The following is a 23,119-nucleotide window of genomic DNA, read 5'->3' on the forward strand; positions in this document are numbered from 1 at the left end:
ACAGGGAATCAGACAGCTCACGCCGCTGGAAACGCGCCGTACCGCGCCGGCAGCAAGCCAACCCGGCTGCCCGGCGGATGCGCGGCGGCCGCGTCCACCGGCAGCTCCAGCTCCACTTGTTCGTCCACGCCATGCAGTTGCGCGCGCAACCGTACCCGCGGGCCGCTGCGCTGGCTGCCCACGACGGTCGCTTCCCAGCCGCCCTCGCCCACGCGGAGGTCTTCCGGCCGCACGTAGAGGTCCAGCTCGCCGTCGCCGGATGAACCTGCGGTCGCCGGCAACGCAAGGCCCGCCACTTCAATCCGGTCACCGCTGCGGCGACCGCGCAGGCGGTTGACCGCGCCGACGAACGAATACACGAACGGCGTGGCCGGCAGGTCGTAGGCATCGGCCGGGGTGGCCAGCTGTTCGATGCGCCCGCCGTTGAGGATGGCGACCCGGTCGGCCAGTTCCAGCGCCTCCTCCTGGTCGTGGGTGACGAACACGGTGGTCAGGCCGGTCTGCTCGTGCAGCTGGCGCAACCAGCCACGCAGGTCGCGCCGCACCTGCGCGTCCAGCGCACCGAACGGCTCGTCCAGCAGCAGCACGCGCGGCTCGATGGCCAACGCGCGCGCCAGCGCCACGCGCTGGCGCTGCCCGCCCGACAGCTGCGCCGGATAGCGCCCAGCGAGGCCCTGCAGCTGGACCAGCGACAGCAGCTCTTCGACGCGGCCGGCGATCTTCGATGCAGGCCAGCGATTGCGGCCTCGACGCACCTTCAGCCCGAAGGCGATGTTGTCGGCGACGGTGAGGTGGCGGAACAGCGCGTAGTGCTGGAATACGAAGCCGACCCGGCGCTCCTGCACGCTCAGCTGCGTGGCGTCCTCGCCCCCGAACAGCACCCGGCCCCGGTCGGCGTGCTCCAACCCGGCGATGACGCGCAGCAAGGTGGTCTTGCCCGAGCCGGACGGACCGAGCAGCGCCAGCAACTCGCCCTCGCGGATGTCCAGGCTGATGTCGTCCAGCGCAGCGAACGCGCCGAATTTCTTTTCCAGGTGTTCGATCCTGATGCCCATGTCGGTTCCTCAGTGGCGGTGGTTGGCGGCCAGCGACTCGCCGTGGCGCCATTCCAGCCAGGTCTTCAGCACCAGCGTGACCAGTGCGCTCAACGCCAGCAGCGAGGCGGCGGCGAACGCGGCGCTGTAGGCGTATTCGTTGTAGAGGATCTCCACGTGCAGCGGCAGCGTGTTGGTGCGCCCGCGGATGTGCCCCGACACCACCGATACCGCGCCGAACTCGCCCATCGCCCGCGCCCCGCACAGCAGCACGCCGTACAGCAGCGCCCAGCGGATGTTGGGCAGGGTGACCCGCCAGAACGTCTGCCAGCCGCTGGCTCCCAGGCTCAGCGCCGCCAGCTCCTCGTCGGCGCCCTGCTGCTCCATCAACGGCATCAGTTCGCGGGCGATGAACGGGAATGTGACGAAGATCGTCGCCAGTACGATGCCGGGGAGCCCGAAGATGATCTTCGGCAGCTGCAGGTGGACCTCGCCCCACAGCGGCACGGTGAAGCGCCAGCCTTCATCGATCAGCGGATAGGCCCAGCCCTGGGCGCCAAAGATCAGCACGAACACCAGGCCGGCCACCACCGGCGACACCGCGAACGGCAGGTCGATCAGCGTGACCAGCCAGCGCTTGCCGGGGAACTCGTGCTTGGAGACCAGCCACGCCGCGGCCACGCCGAACACCAGGTTGAGCGGCAGCACGATCGCGGTGACCAGCAAGGTCAGTTTGATCGCCGCCAGTGCATCGGGCTCGGTGACCGCCTGGACGAAGGCGTGCGCGCCCCCGCGCAGCGCTTCGGCGAACACCAGCACCAGCGGCAGCAGCAGGAACGAGAGCAGGAACAGCAGCGCACCGGCGATCAGCACCCACTGCACCCAGCGAGGCTCGGTGGTCGGGGAGGCCGAACGGGACCGACTGCGTTCGCGCGCGCGCTGCGCCACCGACCCAGCTGCATCCACGGCAAGGCCTGCACCCGATGTATCACCCATGTCAGCCGCCTCCCCTGCGCTCGCCGCGCGCCAGCCGCGACTGCAGGCTGTTGATCACCAGCAGCAGCGCGAACGACAGCAGCAGCATCGCCGCGGCGATCGCGGTGGCGCCGGCATAGTCGAACTCCTCCAGCTTGATCGTGATCAGCAGCGGCGCGATCTCCGACACCTGCGGGATGTTGCCGGCGATGAAGATCACCGAGCCGTACTCGCCCACGCCGCGCGCGAAGGCCAGCGCGAACCCGGCCAGCACCGCCGGCCACAGCGCCGGCAGCACCACCCGGCGCACGATCTGCCAGCGGGCGGCGCCGAGCGTGGCGGCCGCTTCCTCCAGCTCGCGCTCGACCTCGGCCAGCACCGGCTGCACCACCCGCACCACGAACGGCAGGCCGATGAACACCAGGGCCACGGTGATGCCCAGCGGCGTGTAGGCGACCTGGATGCCGATAGCTTCCAGCCAGCGCCCGAGCCAGCCGTTGGGCCCGTAGAGCGCGGTCAGGGCGATGCCGGCCACCGCGGTCGGCAAGGCGAACGGCAGGTCGATCATCGCGTCGAACAGGCGCCGGCCCGGGAAGCGGTAGCGCACGAACACCCAGGCGACCAGCGTGCCCATCACCGCGTTGAACGCCGCCGCCGCCAGCGCGGTGCCGAAGCTGATCCGCAACGCGGCCAGCACGCGCGGCTCGGTCCAGATCCGCCACAGCCCGTCCAGCCCCAGCTGCGCCGAATGCACGAACAGGCCCACCAGGGGAACCAGCACGATCAGGCCCAGCCAGGCCATCGTGTAGCCCAGGCTCAGGCCGAAACCGGGGATCACCCGGCGCCTGCGTCCGCCCACGGACACGCCGCGCGCAGGCGGCGTGGATGGCGACGACACACCGGCTCGTATCGCGGGCATCACCGCGCGCCCCGGTCGGTCACGTCGGTGCGGGGCTCGATCGGCTGGATCACTTCTTGGCCTGGATCTGGTCGAATTCGCCACCGTCGGCGAAGTGCTTCTTCTGCGCGGCGGCCCACGAGCCGAACACGCCTTCGATCGTCACCAGCTCGACCTTGGGGAAGCGTGCGACGTCGGCCGGATCGGCGTGCTGCGGATGGCGCGGGCGGTAGTAGTGCCTGGCCGCGATGCGCTGGCCCTCGGGCGAATACAAGTGCTGCAGGTAGGCCTGGGCGACCTCGCGGGTGCCATGCTTGTCCACGTTCCTGTCGACCAGCGCCACCGGCGGCTCGGCCAGGATCGAAAGCGAGGGGACCACGATGTCGAACTTGTCCGGACCCAGTTCCTCGATCGACAGGAACGCCTCGTTCTCCCAGGCCAGCAGCACGTCGCCGATACCGCGCTGGACGAAGGTGGTGGTGGAACCGCGCGCACCGGTGTCGAGCACGGGCACGTTGCGGAACAGCGCGGCCACGAAGTTGCGGGTCTTGGCCTCGTCGCCCCTGAAGATCTTCAGCCCGTACGCCCAGGCAGCCAGGTAGTTCCAGCGCGCGCCACCGGAGGTCTTCGGGTTCGGCGTGATCACCGACACGCCGGACTTGAGCAGGTCGGGCCAATCGCGGATGCCCTTCGGGTTGCCCTTGCGCACCAGGAACACGATCGTGGAGGTGTACGGCGCGCTGTTGTCGGGCAGGCGCTTCTGCCAGTTGGCCGGGAACAGCCTGGCGCGCTCGGCGATCGAGTCGATGTCATAGGCCAGCGCCAGCGTGACCACGTCGGCCTCCAGGCCGTCGATCACCGCGCGTGCCTGCTTGCCCGAGCCGCCGTGCGAGGTCTCGATGGCGACCTTCTGGCCCTTGGACGCCTGCCAGTGCCTGGCGAAGGCGTCGTTGAAGTCGCGGTACAGCTCGCGGGTGGGATCGTAGGAGACGTTGAGCAGCTGCGCATCCTTGGCCGCCGCGCCCATCGCCAGCACCAGCCCGAAGGCGGCCGCGGCCAGGCGCAGCCCGGTCCTGCGGCGGTTTTGAGTCTTCATGTGCATCGCTCCGGTTGTCGTGGGGGTGCAGGTCAGAACGCGACCTGCAGCCGGGTGAACACCGCCTTCTCATCCTCGCGGTCGGCGCCGGCGGCGGCACCGCCATCGAAGCGGGTCTGCAGGTAGTTGGCGATCAGCTTCAGGTTGCTGGTGAGGTACCAGTTGACGCCCACCGTCCAGGACTGCGCGCTGCGCGCGGCCACGGCCGGGTCGGCGAACAGCGGGAAGGCACCCTCATCCACGTCCAGCTCGCCGTAGCGACCGACCAGTTCCCAGGCGCCCCAGCCGCCCTTGCCCGGGCTGAAGGGACTGGAAGGCTTGGCCACGCCGCGGTAGCTGGCGTCCTCGCCGGTCAGCACCCAGCTGACGGTGGCCTGCCAGGCGTTGTTTTCCAGCTCGGCCCGGGTGGCGCCCACGCGCAGCTCCTGCGTCGTCTCGATGTACTCGGCCAGCAGGCCGAAGGCGTTGCGGTAGAAGTAGCCCTGCGGCGACCAGCGGGTGCGGCGGCCATCGGCAGCCACCGCGGCGTGGTAGTTGAAGAACTGCACCTGGCCCGGCGTGCGGTAGCGCGGCAGGAAGTTGTTGCCGGTGCCCTCGGTATCACCGACGCTGCCGCCGATACCGAAGCCCAGGCCCGACCAGAAGCTGGCGTCGTTCTTGAACGGTTCGAAGAACAGGCGGCCGGCGTATTCGAACTCGTTGTCCGGGTTGCTGGTGATCGCATCGCGCCCATCCACGGTGCCGTTGAACACGCCGATGCCGTAACTCAGCTTGCCCTTGGCCACCTCGCCCTGCAGCTGCACGCCGATGTCGCGGTTGGGCGCCAGTTCGCTGGGCAGCGCGCGCTCGATCGCCGACAGCGCCGAAGAGGACTCCAGCCGCTCCAGTCCGACCGGCGAGGTGAACTTGCCGACCCGCACCGTGGCCGCCGGCGAGAACTTCAGGTCCGCATAGACATCGACGATGCTCGCGCTGTCTCCGGCGAACTCCGGGGTGAACCGGTAGCCGATCCACTTGCCCAGCGTGCCTTCGATGGTCGGCCGCGCGGTGCGCAGCAGGAAGGTGTCGTAGGTGCCGGCCGGCTCGCCGCCGGTGAAGAAGCGCCCGTCGCCCTGGATCAGGCCGCGGATCTTGACCTCGTAGTCGCCATTGGCCGACTTGAACGAGGCGCCCCTGTCGTTGACCGCCACCACCGCGGCCTCCTTCTCCCTGGCCACGCGCGCTTCTTCCTGCAGTTCCAGATTGCGCTCCAGCACGCGCAGGCGCTGGTCGAGTGCCGCCACGTCCAAGACCTGGCCATCGGCGGTGGTCTGCTCGGCGGCGCCGTAGCGCTGCTCCAGCGCCTCCAGGCGCTTCTGCAGCTCCTCCACCGTCGGCTTGTGCTGGGCCAGCGCAGGCGCGGCCAGCGAACAGGCCAGCGCCCCGGTCAGCCAGAATCCCGGCCTCCCGCCGGCACCACGCCTGTCGCCCGCTTGTCGCTGCTGCATGAGCTGTCCCCGTCGTCATGGCCGGCTGGCCGGTGGGGAGATAGTCCCTATTCAGGTTCAATGCGGGAAATGAATAAGGAGGTCGTCGATATAGCCGATGCGCATGAGCCGGCCGGCCTCGCGGCGGCCGGGTAAAATGCCGCGCCTGCTCCGCCCGACCCTTGCCAGAAAAAGGATTTGCGCCATGTCCGACGCCGCCCTCGCCCGCTACGCCAGCCAGCTGGAGGGCCTGCGCGAACAGGGCCTGTTCAAGTCCGAGCGGATCATCACCAGCCCGCAGTCGGCGGAGATTGAACTGGCCGATGGTCGCAAGGTGCTGAACTTCTGCGCCAACAACTACCTGGGCCTGGCCGACCACCCGGAGGTGATCGCCGCCGCCAAGGACGCGCTGGACAGCCACGGCTTCGGCATGGCGTCGGTGCGCTTCATCTGCGGTACCCAGGACCTGCACAAGCAGCTCGAACAGACCATCGCCGGGTTCTTCGGCACCCAGGACACGATCCTGTACGCGGCCTGCTTCGATGCCAACGGCGGCCTGTTCGAACCGCTGCTGGACGAGCACGACGCGATCATCTCCGACGCGCTCAACCATGCCTCGATCATCGACGGCGTGCGCCTGTGCAAGGCCAGGCGCTACCGCTACGCCAACTGCGACATGGCCGACCTGGAGAAGCAGCTGCAGCAGGCCCGCGCCGATGGCGCGCGCACGATCCTGGTCACCACCGACGGCGTGTTCTCGATGGACGGCTTCATCGCCCCGCTCGACCAGATCACCGCGCTGGCGAAGAAGTACGACGCCCTGGTCCATATCGACGAGTGCCACGCCACCGGCTTCCTCGGCGCGACCGGCCGCGGCTCGGCCGAGGTCAAGGGCGTGATGGACCGGATCGACATCTTCACCGGCACCCTCGGCAAGGCGATGGGCGGCGCGCTGGGCGGCTTCACCACCGCGCGGGCGGAGGTCATCGAACTGCTGCGCCAGCGCTCGCGCCCGTACCTGTTCTCCAACTCGCTGCCGCCGCACGTGGTCGCCGCGGGCATCAAGGCCTTCGACATGCTGGCTTCGGCCGGCGACCTGCGCGTCCGCCTGCAGGAGAACACCACCTACTTCCGCGAGCGCATGGCGGCGGCCGGCTTCGACATCAAGCCCGGCACCCACCCGATCTGCCCGGTGATGCTTTACGACGCGCCGCTGGCGCAGAGGTTCGCCCAGCGGCTGCTGGAAGAAGGCATCTACGCGATCGGGTTCTTCTTCCCGGTGGTGCCGCAGGGCCAGGCCCGGATCCGCACGCAGATGAGCGCGGCCCACACCCGCCGGCACCTGGACCAGGCGATCGACGCGTTCACCCGCATCGGCCGCGAACTGGGCGTCATCCGCTGAGGCTAGCCCCCGGCGGACGCGGCGGGCGCCGTCAGTCGCGCTTGCGCTTGTCCTTGGACTTGGACTTGGCGCCCTTGGCGTCCGGGCCCTTGGCGATGCGCAAGCCATTGGCCTTCATCCACGCGTCGAAATCGTCGGCGCTCATCTTCTTGCCGCGCTGGGTCATGTCGAAGCGATAGGCCTTGGCATCGGTACCCTTGACCACCACCGCCGGCGACCCGGCCTCCGCCCTGGCCTGCTGCCGGGAACCGGAGCAGGCCGACAACAGCAACGCGCCGGCGAACAGGCACGCGAAAGGAAGCAGGCGCAGCGAAGTCGTCATGGAATCCCCCGGGGCAATGGTCGCGCGCAGTGTAGGCAGGGCCCTGCCGCGCAAACCGTGTCGCAGTGCGTAAATGGCGCACGCGGTGCGGGCGACGCTTCCCCCCACCCGCGCTTCCGGCACCGTCCGCCATGCGCGCCCGGAGCCAGCTCATCGCTGTCCACGTGACGGCACGCCGGGCGTGGCCCGCGCGAGCGCGTCGCGCTCGTGCGCGTCCAGCGCGCGCCACTGGCCCTTGCCCAGCGTGCCCAGCGGCACCCCGCCGATGGCCACGCGGACCAGGCGCAGCACCCCGACGTCGAAGGCCTCCAGCAACCGCCGGATCTGCCGGTTGCGGCCTTCGTCCAGCACGATCTCCAGCCACGCGTTGCGCCCGCCGCTACGCAAGGGGACGACGGACTTCGCGCGCAGCCATTCGCCGCCGTCGCCGGCGCCGTGGCGCAAGGCCGATAGCAGCGCCTCGTCGGGCAGCCGGTCGACCTGCACGTGGTAGGTCTTGTCCGGACCGCTGGCCGGATCCAGGATCGCCGCGGCCCACTGCGGGTCGTTGCTGAACAGCAGCAGGCCCTCGCTGGCCTTGTCGAGGCGGCCGACCGGCGCCAGCCAGGGCAGGCCCGCGCCATCGAGGCATCGGTACACGGTGTCGCGACCGCGCTCGTCGCGCGCGGTGGTGACGAGGCCGCGCGGCTTGTTGAGCATCAGGTAATGCCGCTGCGGTGGTGACGGATCCAGGCCATCGATACTGACCCGGCGCATGCCATCGTGGATCGGATACTCGGGATCGCGGACGATGCGCCCATCCACGCGCACGCGGCCATCGCGTATCCAGGCCGTCGCATCGGTGCGCGAACACAGCCCGGCCTTGGACAGTACCCGTGCCAGGCCATGGCGCACGGAGCCGGTCGGAACGGCGGTGCGCGTCGGCGGAGCCGGCGGACGGGATGGCCTCCCGCCCATGCCTGGGATCAGTCCTTCTTAGGCGGCGTCGCCGGGGGCGTGGCCGCGGCCGGCTGCGCCGCGCCGTTGGGCTTGGGCTTGCCCGTGGCCACGCGCGCACCACGCGCCTTCATCCAGGCATCGAACTCGTCGGCGGTCATGCGCTTGCCGCCCTGGGTCATGTCGAAGCGCCAAGGGGTGTTGTCGAACTCGGTCTTGGGCTTGTAGGCGGCCGGATCGTTCGGGTTGGCCGCGGCCGGGGTGGCCGGCAACGCCTTGGCGACATTGCGGCAGCCCTCGATGCGCAGGCGCAGCAGGACGCGGTCCAGCGACTGGGCGCTGTCGCCGCCGGGGGCGAGCACGCCACTGGGCATGCCCAGCTGCGAAGTGCGCGAGCCGAGTTCGGCGGCGACGGGAGCGACGGCCGTGGCCGGCAGGGGCAGCGGCGGTTGCACCGTGGGACCGGTGCAGTTGGCGGCGGCGATCGCGGCAGCCGGGACGGAAGCAAGGCCGAACAGGCCGGCAGCGACGAACGCGCGCATCGGAAGACTCCCTCGTAACAGTGCGCACGAGTGTAGGCAGCGCGTCCCGGCGATTCAAGGACGGGTCGCCCGCAAATCCCTCGACGCGCGCACAAAAAACAAGGCCCGGCATCGCGCCGGGCCTTGTGGTGTTACCGCTTCGCGTCCGGTCAGTTCTGGACGTTCAGCTCGGTGCGGCGGTTACGCTCGTTCTTGCAGCCCGGCAGCGTCTGCGCGGTCGGCTCCAGCGGACGGCTCTCGCCGTAGCCCACCGGACCGGCCAGGCGCGAGGACTCGATGCCATTGCTGGTCAGGTAGTCGTACACGGCCTGGGCACGACGCTCGGACAGCTTCTGGTTGTAGTCCTCGGCACCGCACAGGTCGGTGTGGCCAGCCACTTCGACGCGGATCTGCGGGTAGCGACGCAGAATCTCGGTCGCCTCGCCGAGCACGGCCAGGGCGTCCGGACGCAGGTTCGCCTTGTCGAAGTCGAAGTTCACGCCCTTCAGGTCGATCGACACCGGCACCGGGCAGCCATCCGGACCGACGACGGTACCGGCCTGGGTGTCGGGGCACTTGTCGTCGCAGTTGTTGACGCCGTCGCCGTCGTCATCCAGGTCGGCGCAGCTCGGTGCGACCGGAGCCGGCGGAGCCGGGGCGACCGGCGGCGGGCCCAGCGGGATCACCACGCCGATCGAGGCGAGGATGTCGCCGAACCAGTCTTCGGTCGGGGCATTGACGCTGCGGTCGTCGAAGTCGGCGCGGTAGGCGACTTCGGCGCGCACGGCCACGCGCTGGTCGAAGGTGGTCTGCAGACCCAGGCCGACCTTGGCGGCCAGGTTGCCGTCTTCGCGCTGCTGCGGCGAATCCGGGTTCGGGAACGCATCCCACTCTTCCTCGGCCTGCTGGTAGCCGACGCCGAACAGGAAGTACGGGTTGTAGTCACGGCCGTCCTGGATCCAGAAGCGGCGGAAGTCCAGCGACACGCCGTACTGGCTCCAGTTCAGGTGGCGGTTGCTGTTCAGACCGGGGTTCTGGTAGTTCAGCTCGCCGTCGATCGACCAGTTGGGGCTGACGAACTTGCCCAGGCCCAGGCCCAGGAAGGGGACGTCTTCGGTGCCGCGATCGCTATCCTGGAAGTTGAAGCCCGCCGAACCGGTCAGGTACCAGCGGTCGTCGAACTCCTGCGCGGAGGCAGCCTGTGCCATGGCGAGGCCGCCAAGCAGTGCTGCGGTCAGAAGTTTCTTGTTCATCTCATCTAGCTCCTTGCTGATTCGGGGGTGAAGAAACCTTGTTGCCTCAGGTCACACCAGATGCCCACGTGTTCAATTTTTTCGGCGGACATCCCTGACGGCCGTTCTGCACGTCGTCCCGCGAAAGCCTAGGCGGGACCAGGTGAAGACGGTGTTAACAGTACCATAACATGTGAAAACCGTCGATCCGGTTGCACTTTTACCCATTCCTTAATGCTCCGCAAGCGGTTTTGTGGTTGGCAACCGACCCCTCCGACCAAAGGACCGGGACCCGGATCGGGGGCGGCGGCATACTGGACAGGCACCCACCGGGATGACTGCATGAAAGCCGTAGCCCTGACCCGCTACCTGCCCATCGAAGACCCCGCCTCCCTGGAGGACGTCACCCTGCCCGACCCGACGCCCAGCCCGCGCGACCTGCTGGTGCGGGTCGAGGCGGTGTCGGTGAACCCCGTGGACGCCAAGCTGCGCGCCCCGCGTCCCCAGGTCGAGGCGATGCCGCGCGTACTCGGCTATGACGCGGCGGGGGTGGTGGAGGCCGTGGGCAGCGAGGTGACCCTGTTCCAGCCCGGCGACGAGGTCTACTACGCCGGCGATGTCACCCGCCCGGGCTGCAACGCGCAGTACCACCTCGTCGACGAACGCCTGGCCGGACCCAAGCCCACCACGCTCGACTTCGCCGAGGCCGCCGCCCTGCCGCTGACCACCATCACCGCCTGGGAGCTGCTGTTCGAACGCATGCCGTTCGACTTCGACAGCGAGGACAACCGCCGCAGCCTGCTGGTCATCGGCGGCGCCGGCGGGGTCGGTTCGATCGCGATCCAGCTGGCCCGGCACGCCGGCTTCCGCGTGGTCGCCACCGCCTCGCGGCCGGAAACGGTCGACTGGTGCCGCCGGCTCGGGGCCCACGACGTGATCGACCACCGGCAGCCGCTCGCGCCGCAATTGCAGGCGCTGGGACTGGCCAACGTCGACGCGGCGGTCAACCTGGCCGACACCGACCGTTACTGGGAGGTGCTGGGCGAGGTCCTGGCGCCGCAGGGCCACCTGGGCCTGATCGTCGAACCCGCCGGCGCCCTGCGCATCGGCGATCCCTACAAGGCCAAGTGCATTGGCATGCACTGGGAATTCATGTTCGCCCGGCCGCGCTTCCGCACCGACGACATGATCCGCCACCACCAGATCCTGTCGCGGGTCGGCAGCCTGGTGGAAGCGGGCGAGCTGCGGACCACCCTTACCGAGGTACTGGGCCCGATCAACGCCGCCAACCTGCGCGAGGCGCACCGGCGCATGGAATCGGGCAGCACCATCGGCAAGCTGGCGCTGGCTGGCTGGGACTGACGCCCCGCCCCGGGACCGGCCGGTCCGGCTCGACCGCCGACCGGGCGCAAGGCTTGCCGCGATCCGCGTTTGGCGGGAGGATGCGACATCCGTACGCCAGCGTATCCGCAATGACGCCGACCGCCCACGCCGCCACCGCCACGCCCTATCCGCACCTGTTCGCACCGCTGGACCTGGGCTTCACCACCCTGCGCAACCGGGTGCTGATGGGCTCGATGCACACCGGCCTGGAGGACCGCGCCCGCGACTTCCCGCGGCTGGCAGCGTACTTCGCCGAGCGCGCCGCCGGCGGCGCCGGCCTGATCGTCACCGGCGGCTTCGCACCGAACACGGTCGGCTGGCTCAAGCCGTTCGGCGGCAAGCTGTCGTGGCCGTGGGAGGTGGCACCGCACCGCCAGGTCACCCGGGCGGTGCACGAACACGGCGCGAAGATCTGCCTGCAGCTGCTGCACGCCGGCCGCTACGGCTACCACCCGCTGTCGGTGGCGCCCTCGAAGCTGAAGGCGCCGATCAATCCCTTCACCCCGCGCGCCCTGTCCGCGCGCGGCGTCGAGCGCCAGGTGGCGGCCTTCGCCAGCGCCGCCGCGCGCGCGCGCGAGGCCGGCTACGACGGCGTGGAGGTGATGGGCTCGGAGGGCTACCTGATCAACCAATTCACCGCACCGCGCACCAACCGCCGCGAAGACGCCTGGGGCGGGGACGCGGAGCGGCGCATGCGCTTCGCGGTGGAGATCGTGCGCCGGGTCCGCGAGGCCTGCGGCCCGGACTTCATCCTCGTCTACCGGCTCTCGCTGCTGGACCTGGTCGAGGACGGCAACGCCTGGGACGAGATCGTGGCCCAGGCCCGGGCGGTCGAGGCGGCCGGTGCGACGATCATCAACTCGGGCATCGGCTGGCACGAGGCGCGGGTGCCGACCATCGCCACCTCGGTGCCGCGCGGCGCCTTCGCCGGGATCACCGCGCGCCTGAAGCCGCACGTGTCGCTGCCGCTGGTGGCGGTCAACCGGATCAACATGCCGCAGGTGGCCGAGGACATCCTCGCCGCCGGCCAGGCCGACATGGTGTCGCTGGCCCGGCCGTTGCTGGCCGACCCGCAGTGGCCGGAGAAGGCACGCACCGGCCGCGCCCATGCGATCAATACCTGCATCGCCTGCAACCAGGCCTGCCTGGACCACGTGTTCGAGAACAAGGTCGCCAGTTGCCTGGTCAACCCGCGCGCCGGCCATGAGACCGAGCTGAACTACCTGCCGGCCGCTGCGAGGAAGCGCATCGCCGTGGTCGGTGCCGGCCCGGCCGGGCTGGCCTGCTCGACCGTGGCCGCCCAGCGCGGCCACGCGGTCACCCTGTTCGACGCGGCCGGCGAGACCGGCGGCCAGTTCAACCTGGCCAAGCGCATCCCGGGCAAGGAAGAGTTCCATGAGACGCTGCGCTACTTCCGCCACCGGCTCGAGGAGACCGGAGTCGACGTCCGCCTCGGCACCCGCGTCGCTGCCGCCGACCTGGCCGGCTTCGACGAGATCGTGCTGGCCACCGGCATCGTCCCGCGCCGGGTGGACTTCCCCGGCGCCGACCATCCAATGGTGGTCAGCTACGTCGACGTGCTCGCCGGCCGGGTGGCGGTCGCCGGCCGGGTGGCGATCATCGGCGCCGGCGGCATCGGCTTCGACGTCGGCGAGTTCCTGGTCCAGGAAGGTCCCTCCCCGAGCCTGGACCCGGCCCGCTGGCGGGCCGAATGGGGCGTGGACCTCGACAGCGATGGCCGCGGCGGCCTGGCGCGGCCGCAGCCGGAACCCCCCGCGCGCGAAGTGTGGCTGCTGCAGCGCAGCCCCGGCCGCCCGGGCGCCCGCCTGGGCAAGACCACCGGCTGGATCCATCGCGCCACGCTCAAGGCCAAGGGCGTGAAGATGCTCGGCGGGGTCGAGTACCTGGGCGTGGACGACGAGGGCCTGCATATCCGCATCGACGGCGGCGAGCAGCTGCTGCCGGTCGGCAACGTGGTGGTCTGCGCCGGCCAGGAGCCGCAGCGCGAGCTGCAGGCGGCCCTGCAGGCGGCCGGCGTGTCCACGCCGGTGCACCTGATCGGCGGCGCCGACGTGGCTGCCGAACTGGATGCCAAGCGCGCCATCGACCAGGGCAGCCGGCTGGCAGCCCGCCTCTGAGAGCCGGGAGGGAGCGCCGGCGAGCCGTGCGCCAGGCTCCGCCGGGATCGTCGCGCTCTTCCCGCCCCCTGGCGGCTGGCCCGACTGCTTAGCGCGTCGGCCCGGCGCACCGCAGCTGTACCGCCCGCTAGCGACGCGCATTGCCTACGAAACCGGGCGCCCGGCCTGCATCGACACTCCGCGGGCTTTCGTTGCGGGCCGGCAAAAGCGCGCCAGCGCCCGCAGCTCACGCTGCTTAATACGCCAGAAAACCGTGCGCCGGTCACTGTTTCACACCCCGTGCCAAGCCCTGGTGTCAAGCGAGGCCGTTCAGTTTCGGTTGGCAAACCGCCACCTATCTTGCGCGCCACTTCCCCGGCCCGCCCTCTTCGGCGAGCCCGCCGGCCTCCAGATTCGCCGGCAACCCGGGCGGCCCGTGGTCACCAAGGCCGCCTCCCCATGACGCCCCGCGGCGCAGCGCCCGTCCGTATCCACGGTCGCGGCACGACCCCGCGCAGACGGAGCAAGGAGAAACAGATGAAACTGGCATGGATCCTCTGGCTGTCGCAGCTGATGCCGCAGCCGGCCGCCGATTCGCTCTGCCTCAGCACCACCGTGTACCTGGAAGCCCGCGACCAGAGCCTGCGCGGCCAGGAGGCGGTCGCCGAGGTGGCCCTGCGCCGGCTGGACAGCGGGCTGTGGGGCGACTCGATGTGCGACGTGGTCACCGCGCGCAAGCAATTCGCCCCGACCATCGTCTCGCCCAACACCCAGCTGGCCAACATGAAGGCCTGGGACCGCTCGATCGACGTGGCCCTGCGCGCCGAGCGCAACTGGGCCCTGCCGGTCGGCCAGCGCCGGGAGATCGTGCCGGGCGCCAGCCACTTCGCCGCCCACGCGATCGCCAGCCCGAGCTGGAGCAACTCCTACCAGGTGGCCACCATCGGCGACCACACCTTCTACCGGGTGCAGAAGCTCAAGCCGCGCGCGCTGGCCGCCACCGGCACCTGAGCCGGCAAGCCCGGCTGCCACGACGGTCCGTTGCGGGACCGGCACGCACCAGCAACGGAAGGCCCGCGATAATCGCGGGCCTTTCCTTTTTCCGCCCCCCAAGGAACCCGCATGAAGCTCTATACCAAGCCCGGCGCCTGCTCCACCGCGGTCCACATCGACCTGGCCTGGACCGGCCAGCCGTTCGAAGTCGAAGTGATGGACGCCGAGTCGATGAAGGCGCCCGCCTTCCGCGCCCTGAACCCGGCCGGCTCGGTGCCGGTGCTGGTGGACGGCGACTTCGTGCTGACCCAGAACGCAGCCATCGTCGGCTACATCGCCGACACCTTCCCGCAGGCCGGCCTGGGTGGCGACGGCAGCGCGCGCCAGCGCGCCGAAGCGACCCGCTGGCTGGCCTTCGTCAATTCCGACCTGCACCCGGCATTCAAGCCGCTGTTCGGCCCGGCCGCCTTCATCGAGGACCCGGCGCAGTTCGATTCGGTCAAGGCCGCCGCGCGGCGGCGCGTGCGCGGGCTGTTCGAGAGCGCCGACCGGCAGTTGACGGGCCGGCAATGGCTGGCCGGCTTCCGCAGCTTCGCCGACCCCTATCTGTACGTGACCCTGCGCTGGGCCGGGCGCTGCGGCATCGACCTGTCCGACCTGCAGGCGCTGGCCGCGTTCCAGGCGCGCATGGAAGCCGATCCGGGCGTGCGGCACGTGCTCAAGGCCGAAGGCCTGGCCTGACACAAGGCCCGGCGCGGCCACAGGGCCGCGCCCGGACCGGCATGACGGAGGGCGGGCGCGCAGCGTTCCCGGCCGACCGGCCGGGCCCCGCGCATGCCGGTCAGGCCGGCACCTCCAGCGTGCGTTCCCAGTCGCTGGCGAAGCTCTCGCCCTTGGCCTTGGCCACGGCGGCGCGCAGCTCGGGCAGCAGGGCCTGCAGGCTCGCGATGTCGGTGCAGCGCTCGACCTTGAGCTGCAGGAAGTAGCCGCGAAGCCCCAGGTGGGCGCGCACGGCCTCGCTCATGCGCTCGTAGAGGTACAGGTAGGCACCCGAGCCCGTGTCCGCCGCGGCGGCTGACCCGGCCACCGGCGCCGGCGCCGCGGCATTGGCGGCTGCCTCGGCCAGCACCACGCTCGGCGGCCGGCTGGCCGCCCGCGGCCCGATCGCGCCCATCAGGCCGGCCGGGTCGAAGCCGCTGGGCACCGCTTCGATCAGCCCGTCGGCCAGCAGCGCCTCGAGCGCGTCGGCGGGCGCCTTCATGCCGGCCATCACCTCGCGCAGCTGGGCCAGCGTGCGCTGGCCGTCCACCATCAGCAGGACCGTGCGCAGCGGCGGCGACAGCCGCCGGCCGCGATCACGTATCTCGTCCCGTCCCGCATCGGTCTTGCGGTAGATCCCCTCGCGCATCGCTCCCCCCGAGCATCAGCGTGGCCTGGTTGTATCCCCTACCCGCGCCGGTCGATCGGGACGAACTCCAGGTTCTCCGGACCGGTGTAATTGGCGCTGGGACGGATGATCTTGCCATCGATCCGCTGCTCGATCACGTGGGCGCTCCAGCCGGACGTGCGCGCGATCACGAAAAGCGGGGTGAACATGGCCGTGGGCACCCCCATCATGTGGTAGCTGACCGCACTGAACCAGTCCAGGTTGGGGAACATCTTCTTGATGTCCCACATCACCGTCTCCAGCCGCTCGGCGATGTCGTACATCTTCATGCTCGACTGCTCGGCCGACAGGTCGCGGGCCACCTGCTTGATCACCTGGTTGCGCGGATCGCCGACGGTATAGACCGGGTGGCCGAAGCCGATCACCACCTCCTTGCGCTCGACCCGGGCCCGGATGTCGGCCTCGGCGTCCTCGGGGCTGTCGTAGCGCTTCTGCACCTCGAACGCGACCTCGTTGGCGCCGCCGTGCTTGGGCCCGCGCAGCGCGCCGATCGCCCCGGCGATGCACGAGTGCATGTCGCTGCCGGTGCCGGCGATCACGCGCGCGGTGAAGGTCGAGGCGTTGAACTCGTGCTCGGCGTACAGGATCAGCGAGGTGTGCATCGCCCGCACCCACGACTCGCGCGGCGGCACGCCGTGCAGCAGGTGCAGGAAGTGGCCGCCGATGGAGTCGTCGTCGGTTTCCACGTCGATCGCGCGGCCGTTGTGCGACCAGTGGTACCAGTACAGCAGCATCGAACCCAAGCAGGCCATCAGCTTGTCGGCGATGTCGCGCGCGCCCGGGTGGTTGTGGTCGTCCTTCTCCGGCGACACGCAGCCGAGCACCGACACGCCGGTGCGCATCACGTCCATCGGGTGGGCCGAAGGAGGCAGCTCCTCCAGCGCGGCCTTGACCGCGGCCGGGATGCCGCGCAGCGACTTCAGCTTGGCCTTGTAGCCGGCCAGCTCGGCCGCGTTGGGAAGCTTGCCGTGGACCAGCAGGTGGGCGATCTCCTCGAACTCGCTGGTGGTGGCCAGGTCGAGGATGTCGTAGCCGCGGTAGTGCAGGTCGTTGCCGCTGCGGCCGACCGTGCACAGGGCGGTGTTGCCGGCGGCAGTGCCGCTGAGGGCGACCGATTTCTTCGGCTTGAAGGTGGTGGCGGTGTCGTTCATGCGATGCCTCCCGGGCGTTGCTGTATCGGGTGTTCGTATCAGGGTTGCGCCGGACGCGGTCCGGCGCCCGCGGCCTGTTGCAGCAGCTGCTGCAGCATTTCGATCTGGCGGTTCTGCAGCTCGACCAGGGCGGCCCAGTCGCGCTCGCGCAGCTCGTTGAGCTTCTCGTGCACCTGCAGGATCTCCAGTTCGGACTTGATGTTGACCTCGTAGTCGTTCTGCGCCTGCATGCGGTCCGCCTCGGCCTGGCGGTTCTGGCTCATCATGATCACCGGCGCCTGCAGCGCGGCCAGGCACGACAGCACCAGGTTGAGCAGGATGAAGGGATAGGGATCGAATGCCCTGCCCATCGCGCTGTTCAGCGCCATCCACGCCAGCAGGAACACGCCGAAGGCGATGATGAAGCGCCAGCTGCCGCCGACCCGCGCCACGCGGTCGGCCACGCGCTGGCCCAGGGTGAGCGAGGCCGGGAACTCCCGGCCGATGTTGCGCGCCACCCGGCGCCTGGCGATGAAGCGCTCGACCACCTCGCGCTCGTCCGGCGGCAGTTTTTCGATCTCGACCTGCAACAACAGGCGCGCGGTGTCGCGGCGGTCGAGGGGGCGGCGCGCATGCGGATGGGCGGCGGTCGTGCTCATGGCTCGGGTCCGGGCAGGAGGTCTCCCCAGTGTGCGCCGCTCAGCCGCCCTTGCGCGCGAACAGCGCGTCGAGCTTCTGCTCGAAGGCGTGGTAGCCGATGCGGTCGTACAGCTCCTCGCGGGTCTGCATCGTGTCGAGCACGGCCTGCTGGCCGCCGTCGCGGCGGATGGCCTGGTAGACGTTCTCGGCGGCCTTGTTGGCGGCCCGGAACGCCGACAGCGGGAACAGCTGGATCGCCACGCCCACCGAGGCCAGCTCCTGGCGGGTGAACAGCGGGGTCTTGCCGAACTCGGTGATGTTGGCCAGCACCGGCACCTTCACCGCGTCGACAAAGCGCTTGTAGGTCGGCAGGTCGTAGGCGGCCTCGGCGAAGATGCCGTCGGCACCGGCCTCCACGCAGGCGATGGCGCGCTCGATCGCCGCGTCCACGCCGTCGACCGCGATCGCGTCGGTGCGCGCGATCAGGAAGAAGTCCGGGTCGGTCCTGGCGTCGGCGGCGGCCTTGACCCGGTCGGCCATCTCGCCGGCCGGCACGATCTCCTTGCCCGGGCGGTGGCCGCAGCGCTTGGCGCCGACCTGGTCCTCGATGTGGCAGGCGGCCGCGCCGGCCTTGATCAGGGACTTGATCGTGCGCTCGATGTTGAACGCGCTCGGGCCGAAGCCGGTGTCGATGTCGACCAGCAACGGCAGGTCGCACACGTCGGTGATGCGGCGGGTGTCGACCAGCACGTCGTCGAGCGTGTTGATGCCCAGGTCCGGCAGGCCGAGCGAGCCGGCGGCCACGCCGCCGCCGGACAGGTAGATCGCCCGGTAGCCGGCGCGTTGCGCGAGCAGGGCGTGGTTGGCGTTGATCGCGCCGATCACCTGCAAGGGCGACTCGGCTGCCAGGGCGGCGCGGAACTTCGCACCGGCCGAGTGGCCGGCGGCAGCGCCTGCGTTGGCGGGAGTGGACATGGTTCGGTTCCTCGGCCTGGCGACGGTGGGCGCGGGCAGCCCCGCGGCAGCGGCAATGTGTCACCCTGCCATCGGTTGATCAATCTTGATCGTATCGATCAATATTTCCCGATGGATCGCGACCTCATCCCCGCCGCGGAAGCCTGCCGGATCCTCGGCATCAGCGCCGCCACCCTGTACGCCTACGTCAGCCGCGGCCTGCTCGAGTCGCGTCCGGGCGCGGACCACCGCAGCCGCGTCTACCGCCGCCAGGACGTGGAGCGGCTGGCGCAGCGCAAGCGCCTGGGACGCGGGCCGGCCCGCGGCGCCGCGCAGAGCCTGGACCGTGGCCTGCCGGTGCTGGAGACCCGGATCTCGCTGATCCGCCCCGATGGCCCCTACTACCGGGGCCGCTCGGCGGTCGCCGCCGCCGAGGCCGGCGCCACCCTGGAGGACATCGCCCGGCTGTTGTGGGATTGCGGCAGCCAGGATCCGTTCGCCGACCCGCCCGGCGACTGGCCGGCTCGGATCAAGCCGCTGGCCACGGATGCCGCCCTGCCGCCGCTGAGCCGGGCGATGGCGGCAATCCCGCTGCTGGCCCTGCACGTTCCGCACTCGTTCCAGGCCGACCAGCCCACCCGCCGCGCGGTGGCCGCCACCCTCCTGCGCCAGAACGCCGCGCTGCTGGTCGCCCGGCGGCCGGCCGGGCCGGTCCACCGCCTGCTCGCCGACGCCTGGCGTCCGGGCGATGCGGGCTTCGCCGGGCTGGTCCGCGCCGCGCTGGTGTTGTGCGCCGACCACGAACTCAATGTGTCCGCGTTCGCGGCGCGCGTGGTGGCCTCGACCGGCGCGCACCTGCATGCGACCGTCTGCGCCGGCCTGGCGGCGTTGTCCGGCCCACGCCATGGCGGGGCCACCGCCCGCGCCTACGCGCTGGTCGAAAGCGCGCGCGACTCGACCGACATCGACCGATTCATCGCCAGGCGCTGGCAGCGTGGCGAAGACCTGCCCGGTTTCGGCCACGCGCTCTACCCCGACGGCGACCCGCGCGCGGCCACGCTGCTGGCGATGCTGCGCGCCGCCCCGGTCGACGCCGGCACGATGCGCACCCTGGAAGCGGTGATCGCCGCCGCCGAAGCGGCCAGCGGCCGCCGCCCGAACGTCGACTTCACCTTGGCCGCGATCTGCCTCGCGCACGGTCTTCCGGCTGCGCCAGCGCTGTCGATGTTCGCCGCCGGACGGCTCGCCGGGTGGCTGGCGCATGCGCTGGAACAGCAAGCCCAGGGCCAGCTGATCCGGCCGCGCGCCAGCTATACCGGCCTGCAGCCCGAAGCCGACGCGGATGTGGCGCACGACTAGCGCCGCTTTGCCGGCATTGTCGGCATCGCCGTGGCGCAGGCACGGCCACGACGTACGGCCGCCCGGGGCCACCGCCGCGCAGGCATCCCGCCGGCGCGCTAGGGGCGGTCCCCGGCCGTCCTGCCGCCGAACGCGCGCCTGCTGCGCCGCATGCGCGCGCTCGCGCCGCGCGGGACCATCAGTTCCACTTCCGTGCCGTTGCCCGGCTCGCTCCAGATGCGCAGCTCCGCGCCGATGCCCGCCGCGCGCTCGCGCATGCCGGACAGGCCCCAGTGGCCGGCGCGGGCGCCCTGGCGCTGCACGTCATTGCCGATGCCGCAACCGTCGTCGCGGAAGCGCAGGACGAGGTTACCGCCGGCACCGGATATCACCACTTCGATCCTGCCCGCGTCCGCGTGCCGGAACGCGTTTCCCAATGCTTCGCGGCCGATCCAGTAGACCTCGTCGCGCACCATCGCATCCAGTGGTGGCAACCGGCCTTCGACCACCACGTCGAACGCCGCCGGGTAAAGCTGCGCCAGCTCGCCACCGATGCGGGCGAAGGCCTCGGGCAGCGCCTGCCGCACCGAGGCTTCGACCAGGCGCAGGGAGAGCACGCGCTCGCGGCCCTCGTCGATCGCCTCCTCGCCGCGGTCCAGCGCCTGCTCCAGCGCGGTGCGCACCGGGTCGGCTTCCGGCAGGCGGTTGGCGACGGCCTGGAACCGCAGCAGCAGGCCCTGGAAACTCTGCAGCAAGGTGTCGTGCAATTCGCGCGCGATGCGTTCGCGCTCGCGATGGCGCTCGTCGAAGCGCATGCGCATGTGCTGCGAGATCCGGCGCAGGCGCAACAGGTAGGCGGCGTAGGCCAGCGCCCCCGCTCCGAAGAGGGCGAGGAACCACCCGGTCTGGGTGAAGCGCGGCGCGACCTAGAACGCCAACGTCGCGCTCTCGGCGCTCCATACGCCGCTTTCGTTCGCGGCCTGCACCTGGAAGCGGTAGTCGCCCGGACCGAGGTTGGTGTAGTAGGCGACCCGGCGGTTGCCGGCGTCCTGCCAGGCATCGTCGAAACCCTCCAGCCGGTAGCGGAACCGCAACCGCTCCGGAAAGGCGAGGCTGCTGGCCGCGTACCGGATCCGGATGTCGCGCGTACCCGGCGCGAACTGCCGTCCATCGGCCGGCGCATGCTCGACCGCTCCGACCGCCAGGCCCTGGATCCGGACGGTCGGCACCACCGGATTGTGGTACGGCGTGCCCGGATCGATCATCGCCAGGCCCTGGTTGGTGGCGAACCAGAGCCGGCCCTGGCCATCGGCCGCGATCGTGGACGTCAGCGCCGATTGCTGGGCGATGCGAGCATGCCATCGGCGGTGTCGTACAGCCGGCCGTCGACGTACCCGGTCCGCGCGGCCCGTGCCATCACCTGGCCCGGAATGTGGAGCACGCCGTTGATACCGTTCATCCACACATCGCCATCGGCCGCCAGGTGGATGCCGGTGATGCCGTTGAGGCGATTACTGTCCGCCGCGCGCAGCGGCTGCACCTGGCCATCGCGCAGCAGCGCGGCGCCGCTCTCTCCACCGGCGAGCATGCCATCGCCCACCCGCGCCAGCGCCGACACCGTACCGATGTCCAGTCCGTCGCGCGTTCCGTAGCTGCGCAGCACGCCATCGCGCCAGTGCACGAGGCGGCTGCCGTTGTAGCCGATCCACAGCGATCCGTCGGCATCGCGCAGCAGCGCAGTCGCGCCGTGCGCGGGTATCACCCCGTCCCCCACGCGGCTCCAGTCCTGGCCGTCATAGCGGAACAGGCCCTCGTCCTGGCGCATCACCAGCAGCCCCGAGGCGCCGTCGCCGGCGACCGCGCCCAGCGTGCCCGCACCCGGCAACTCCAGCCTGCGCAGGCCGTCGGCCGCATAGCGGTAGACGCCGTCCCACGCGACCAGGTAGGTCGCGGCCCCGGCCGGATGGATCGCGTAGATCCGCCTGCCCGGGGTTTCGGCGAGCAGGGCCAGGCCATCGTCGCCCACCCGGTACAGCCGGCGTTCGCTCGAAACCAGCAGGCCATGGGCGGCGGAGAACGCCATGCCGTAGACATCGTTCTGGCTCAGGCGCTCGTCCTGCAGCACCTGCACGCTGCTCGTGCGGAAACGGTGCAGGCCCATGTTGGTGCCCACCCAGATGTTGCCTTCGCGATCGGCCAGGACGGGAATGGTGCGGTCCGACGCCAGGCCGTCGCGCTTGCGGATGATCGCGGCGGCATCCTGTTCGCGCAGCACGTGGCCGGGCGGGAAGGCATCCAGTGCCGGCACCCGGACCACCCCTCCCTGGCGCCGGTCGGTCCCCCACAGGGCACCGTTACGATCCAGCCGCATGCTCGCGAAATGGCCGAAGCCGGATGCGCTCGCCGCTTCCGTCGCCTGCGGCGACAGCGAGCGCGTGCCATAGGTGCCATCGGAAACCCACAGCGCGCCGGCCGGCGTTTCCAGCAGCGAGGCGTACAGGCCGGTCGCGATGCCAGTCTGCTCGAAGCGCCGTCCGCCGGGCGGCAACTTGAGCAACGTCTTGCCCGCCGCCACCCACACGTTGCCCTGCGAATCCACCATCACGTCATCGGCCGACTCCGATGGATAGCCCATTCCGGCACCGATGCGCCGCCAGCCATCGCCATCGAAGCGGTAGAGCCCGCTGAACGACGCCACCCAGATCTGGCCGAGGTGGTCTTCGACGATCCGCATCACCAGGGAGGTCGGCAGCTGCGGGGAGGGCGGGTAATGCCGCAGCCGACCTTCGTCCAGCACGCTGATGCCGCCGGGATAGAAGCCGATCCACAGCCGCCCGCGCGCATCCGCGTGCAGCGCGGTGATGTTGCTGGAGGCGAAGCCCTGACCCTGCGGCGGGTCGAAGTGCTCGAACTGGATCCCGTCGAACCGGTACAGCCCCACCCCCGTGCCCAGCCATAGCGTGCCGCCGCGGTCCTGGGCCAGCGCCCAGATATCCGGCGGGGCACCGTCGAGCTGGGTCCACGAACTGCGGTGGTAGCCGGACGTTTCCGTCGGTGCAGCGATGCCGGCCGCGGCCTGCAGCCACAGCAGCGCGCACAGCGGGAACAGCCAGTACCGCCTCCCATGCGCGCTAACGGACCCGGTCGACACGCCGCTTCTTCTCCCCGCTTTCCGCCAGAGTCTATCCATCCGGGCGGCGCGCGGGCGCCTCCCCAAATTGGGGGAGGCGCCCGCG

Annotated in this window: 23 protein-coding genes; 6 read left to right on the plus strand and 17 right to left on the minus strand. The window is 70.6% G+C overall.

Translation table 11 applies throughout. The annotated features are described in order from the left end of the window. Positions 1-17: 17 nt before the first annotated feature. The 6 genes from ABKA19_RS08720 to ABKA19_RS08745 form a co-directional block, all read right to left on the minus strand. Entirely contained in the window at positions 18-1,055 is a 1,038-nt protein-coding gene (locus ABKA19_RS08720; protein ID WP_353688564.1) for a sulfate/molybdate ABC transporter ATP-binding protein, read from the minus strand. 9 nt (positions 1,056-1,064) lie between these two features. Further along, entirely contained in the window at positions 1,065-2,030 is a 966-nt protein-coding gene (cysW, locus tag ABKA19_RS08725) for a sulfate ABC transporter permease subunit CysW (protein WP_502945747.1), read from the minus strand. Position 2,031: 1 nt separating this feature from the next. Continuing rightward, the gene (gene cysT / locus ABKA19_RS08730; protein ID WP_502945753.1) at positions 2,032-2,874 is read right to left on the minus strand and encodes a sulfate ABC transporter permease subunit CysT; all 843 of its coding nucleotides are present in this window, start codon (positions 2,872-2,874) and stop codon (positions 2,032-2,034) included. Positions 2,875-2,977: 103 nt separating this feature from the next. After that, entirely contained in the window at positions 2,978-4,003 is a 1,026-nt protein-coding gene (locus tag ABKA19_RS08735) for a sulfate ABC transporter substrate-binding protein (RefSeq protein WP_353688565.1), read from the minus strand. A 32-nt stretch (positions 4,004-4,035) separates the two neighbouring features. Continuing rightward, a complete protein-coding gene (locus ABKA19_RS08740; RefSeq protein ID WP_353688566.1) occupies positions 4,036-5,490 on the minus strand; it encodes an OprO/OprP family phosphate-selective porin in 1,455 nt (484 codons plus the stop codon). A 57-nt stretch (positions 5,491-5,547) separates the two neighbouring features. Beyond that, complete coding sequence (locus ABKA19_RS08745) at positions 5,548-5,676, minus strand: hypothetical protein (RefSeq protein ID WP_353688567.1); 129 nt, start codon at positions 5,674-5,676, stop codon at positions 5,548-5,550. Between ABKA19_RS08745 and kbl the strand changes: the two genes are divergently transcribed. Next, positions 5,675-6,871 (plus strand): glycine C-acetyltransferase, encoded by a 1,197-nt coding sequence (gene kbl / locus ABKA19_RS08750; protein ID WP_353688568.1) that lies wholly within the window; start codon positions 5,675-5,677, stop codon positions 6,869-6,871. The genes ABKA19_RS08745 and kbl overlap by 2 nt on opposite strands. Positions 6,872-6,902: 31 nt before the next feature. Here kbl and ABKA19_RS08755 read toward each other — a convergent pair whose 3' ends face one another. From ABKA19_RS08755 to ABKA19_RS08770, 4 genes are all read right to left on the minus strand, one after another. Further along, positions 6,903-7,193 carry a hypothetical protein gene (locus tag ABKA19_RS08755; protein ID WP_353688569.1) on the minus strand — a complete coding sequence of 97 codons (291 nt, stop codon included), beginning with the start codon at positions 7,191-7,193 and terminating at the stop codon, positions 6,903-6,905. A gap of 150 nt (positions 7,194-7,343) precedes the next feature. Next, a complete protein-coding gene (locus ABKA19_RS08760) occupies positions 7,344-8,087 on the minus strand; it encodes a pseudouridine synthase (RefSeq protein WP_353688570.1) in 744 nt (247 codons plus the stop codon). A gap of 71 nt (positions 8,088-8,158) precedes the next feature. Continuing rightward, positions 8,159-8,671 carry a hypothetical protein gene (locus ABKA19_RS08765; RefSeq protein WP_162376568.1) on the minus strand — a complete coding sequence of 171 codons (513 nt, stop codon included), beginning with the start codon at positions 8,669-8,671 and terminating at the stop codon, positions 8,159-8,161. Positions 8,672-8,820: 149 nt separating this feature from the next. Continuing rightward, positions 8,821-9,903, minus strand: coding sequence for an OmpA family protein (locus ABKA19_RS08770; protein ID WP_162376567.1), 1,083 nt, complete (start codon positions 9,901-9,903; stop codon positions 8,821-8,823). 321 nt (positions 9,904-10,224) lie between these two features. On the opposite strand from ABKA19_RS08770, the gene ABKA19_RS08775 reads away from it, so the two are divergent. From ABKA19_RS08775 to ABKA19_RS08790, 4 genes are all read left to right on the plus strand, one after another. Beyond that, positions 10,225-11,244, plus strand: a complete 1,020-nt coding sequence (locus ABKA19_RS08775) for a zinc-binding alcohol dehydrogenase family protein (protein ID WP_353688571.1) — start codon at positions 10,225-10,227, stop codon at positions 11,242-11,244. A gap of 110 nt (positions 11,245-11,354) precedes the next feature. Beyond that, on the plus strand, positions 11,355-13,403 hold the full coding sequence (locus tag ABKA19_RS08780; RefSeq protein WP_353688572.1) for an oxidoreductase: 2,049 nt from the start codon (positions 11,355-11,357) through the stop codon (positions 13,401-13,403). 516 nt (positions 13,404-13,919) lie between these two features. Then, positions 13,920-14,393 carry a cell wall hydrolase gene (locus tag ABKA19_RS08785; protein WP_353688573.1) on the plus strand — a complete coding sequence of 158 codons (474 nt, stop codon included), beginning with the start codon at positions 13,920-13,922 and terminating at the stop codon, positions 14,391-14,393. A gap of 111 nt (positions 14,394-14,504) precedes the next feature. After that, the gene (locus tag ABKA19_RS08790) at positions 14,505-15,116 is read left to right on the plus strand and encodes a glutathione S-transferase family protein (protein WP_162376563.1); all 612 of its coding nucleotides are present in this window, start codon (positions 14,505-14,507) and stop codon (positions 15,114-15,116) included. Between the two features lie 100 nt (positions 15,117-15,216). On the opposite strand, the gene ABKA19_RS08795 is transcribed toward ABKA19_RS08790, so the two are convergent. Genes ABKA19_RS08795 through prpB form a run of 4 tightly spaced genes read right to left on the minus strand, consistent with a single transcriptional unit; the run spans position 15,217 to position 18,566 of the window. Continuing rightward, a complete protein-coding gene (locus tag ABKA19_RS08795; protein WP_162376562.1) occupies positions 15,217-15,783 on the minus strand; it encodes a hypothetical protein in 567 nt (188 codons plus the stop codon). Between the two features lie 38 nt (positions 15,784-15,821). After that, positions 15,822-16,973, minus strand: a complete 1,152-nt coding sequence (gene prpC / locus ABKA19_RS08800) for a bifunctional 2-methylcitrate synthase/citrate synthase (RefSeq protein ID WP_353688574.1) — start codon at positions 16,971-16,973, stop codon at positions 15,822-15,824. Positions 16,974-17,011: 38 nt separating this feature from the next. Continuing rightward, on the minus strand, positions 17,012-17,611 hold the full coding sequence (locus ABKA19_RS08805; protein WP_353688575.1) for a DUF1003 domain-containing protein: 600 nt from the start codon (positions 17,609-17,611) through the stop codon (positions 17,012-17,014). 40 nt (positions 17,612-17,651) lie between these two features. Beyond that, positions 17,652-18,566 carry a methylisocitrate lyase gene (prpB, locus tag ABKA19_RS08810; protein WP_353688576.1) on the minus strand — a complete coding sequence of 305 codons (915 nt, stop codon included), beginning with the start codon at positions 18,564-18,566 and terminating at the stop codon, positions 17,652-17,654. Positions 18,567-18,677: 111 nt separating this feature from the next. Here prpB and ABKA19_RS08815 point away from each other — a divergent pair, with 111 nt between their 5' ends. After that, positions 18,678-19,904: a citrate synthase family protein gene (locus tag ABKA19_RS08815; RefSeq protein WP_353688577.1), complete on the plus strand. Its 1,227-nt coding sequence runs from the start codon at positions 18,678-18,680 to the stop codon at positions 19,902-19,904. A 98-nt stretch (positions 19,905-20,002) separates the two neighbouring features. Here the strand turns inward: ABKA19_RS08815 and ABKA19_RS08820 are convergent, their stop codons facing one another. The 3 genes from ABKA19_RS08820 to ABKA19_RS08830 form a co-directional block, all read right to left on the minus strand. Next, positions 20,003-20,704 carry a sensor histidine kinase gene (locus tag ABKA19_RS08820; protein ID WP_353688578.1) on the minus strand — a complete coding sequence of 234 codons (702 nt, stop codon included), beginning with the start codon at positions 20,702-20,704 and terminating at the stop codon, positions 20,003-20,005. Positions 20,705-20,809: 105 nt separating this feature from the next. Then, positions 20,810-21,148 (minus strand): triple tyrosine motif-containing protein, encoded by a 339-nt coding sequence (locus ABKA19_RS08825; RefSeq protein WP_353688579.1) that lies wholly within the window; start codon positions 21,146-21,148, stop codon positions 20,810-20,812. 62 nt (positions 21,149-21,210) lie between these two features. Then, entirely contained in the window at positions 21,211-23,034 is a 1,824-nt protein-coding gene (locus ABKA19_RS08830) for a ligand-binding sensor domain-containing protein (RefSeq protein WP_353688580.1), read from the minus strand. Between the last annotated feature and the right edge of the window lie 85 nt (positions 23,035-23,119).

The organism is Pseudoxanthomonas sp. Soil82 (assembly GCF_040446535.1).
Taxonomy (GTDB): domain Bacteria; phylum Pseudomonadota; class Gammaproteobacteria; order Xanthomonadales; family Xanthomonadaceae; genus Pseudoxanthomonas; species Pseudoxanthomonas kaohsiungensis.

Coding starts and splice junctions, on each gene's coding strand:
- ABKA19_RS08720 (WP_353688564.1), bottom strand. CDS start 1,055: ATGGGCATCAGGATCGAACACCTGGAAAAGAAATTCGGCGCGTTCGCT.
- cysW (WP_502945747.1), bottom strand. CDS start 2,030: ATGGGTGATACATCGGGTGCAGGCCTTGCCGTGGATGCAGCTGGGTCG.
- ABKA19_RS08735 (WP_353688565.1), bottom strand. CDS start 4,003: ATGAAGACTCAAAACCGCCGCAGGACCGGGCTGCGCCTGGCCGCGGCC.
- ABKA19_RS08740 (WP_353688566.1), bottom strand. CDS start 5,490: ATGCAGCAGCGACAAGCGGGCGACAGGCGTGGTGCCGGCGGGAGGCCG.
- kbl (WP_353688568.1), top strand. CDS start 5,675: ATGTCCGACGCCGCCCTCGCCCGCTACGCCAGCCAGCTGGAGGGCCTG.
- ABKA19_RS08745 (WP_353688567.1), bottom strand. CDS start 5,676: ATGGCGCAAATCCTTTTTCTGGCAAGGGTCGGGCGGAGCAGGCGCGGC.
- ABKA19_RS08755 (WP_353688569.1), bottom strand. CDS start 7,193: ATGACGACTTCGCTGCGCCTGCTTCCTTTCGCGTGCCTGTTCGCCGGC.
- ABKA19_RS08765 (WP_162376568.1), bottom strand. CDS start 8,671: ATGCGCGCGTTCGTCGCTGCCGGCCTGTTCGGCCTTGCTTCCGTCCCG.
- ABKA19_RS08770 (WP_162376567.1), bottom strand. CDS start 9,903: ATGAACAAGAAACTTCTGACCGCAGCACTGCTTGGCGGCCTCGCCATG.
- ABKA19_RS08775 (WP_353688571.1), top strand. CDS start 10,225: ATGAAAGCCGTAGCCCTGACCCGCTACCTGCCCATCGAAGACCCCGCC.
- ABKA19_RS08780 (WP_353688572.1), top strand. CDS start 11,355: ATGACGCCGACCGCCCACGCCGCCACCGCCACGCCCTATCCGCACCTG.
- ABKA19_RS08785 (WP_353688573.1), top strand. CDS start 13,920: ATGAAACTGGCATGGATCCTCTGGCTGTCGCAGCTGATGCCGCAGCCG.
- ABKA19_RS08790 (WP_162376563.1), top strand. CDS start 14,505: ATGAAGCTCTATACCAAGCCCGGCGCCTGCTCCACCGCGGTCCACATC.
- ABKA19_RS08795 (WP_162376562.1), bottom strand. CDS start 15,783: ATGCGCGAGGGGATCTACCGCAAGACCGATGCGGGACGGGACGAGATA.
- prpC (WP_353688574.1), bottom strand. CDS start 16,973: ATGAACGACACCGCCACCACCTTCAAGCCGAAGAAATCGGTCGCCCTC.
- ABKA19_RS08805 (WP_353688575.1), bottom strand. CDS start 17,611: ATGAGCACGACCGCCGCCCATCCGCATGCGCGCCGCCCCCTCGACCGC.
- prpB (WP_353688576.1), bottom strand. CDS start 18,566: ATGTCCACTCCCGCCAACGCAGGCGCTGCCGCCGGCCACTCGGCCGGT.
- ABKA19_RS08815 (WP_353688577.1), top strand. CDS start 18,678: ATGGATCGCGACCTCATCCCCGCCGCGGAAGCCTGCCGGATCCTCGGC.
- ABKA19_RS08820 (WP_353688578.1), bottom strand. CDS start 20,704: ATGCGCATGCGCTTCGACGAGCGCCATCGCGAGCGCGAACGCATCGCG.
- ABKA19_RS08825 (WP_353688579.1), bottom strand. CDS start 21,148: ATGATCGATCCGGGCACGCCGTACCACAATCCGGTGGTGCCGACCGTC.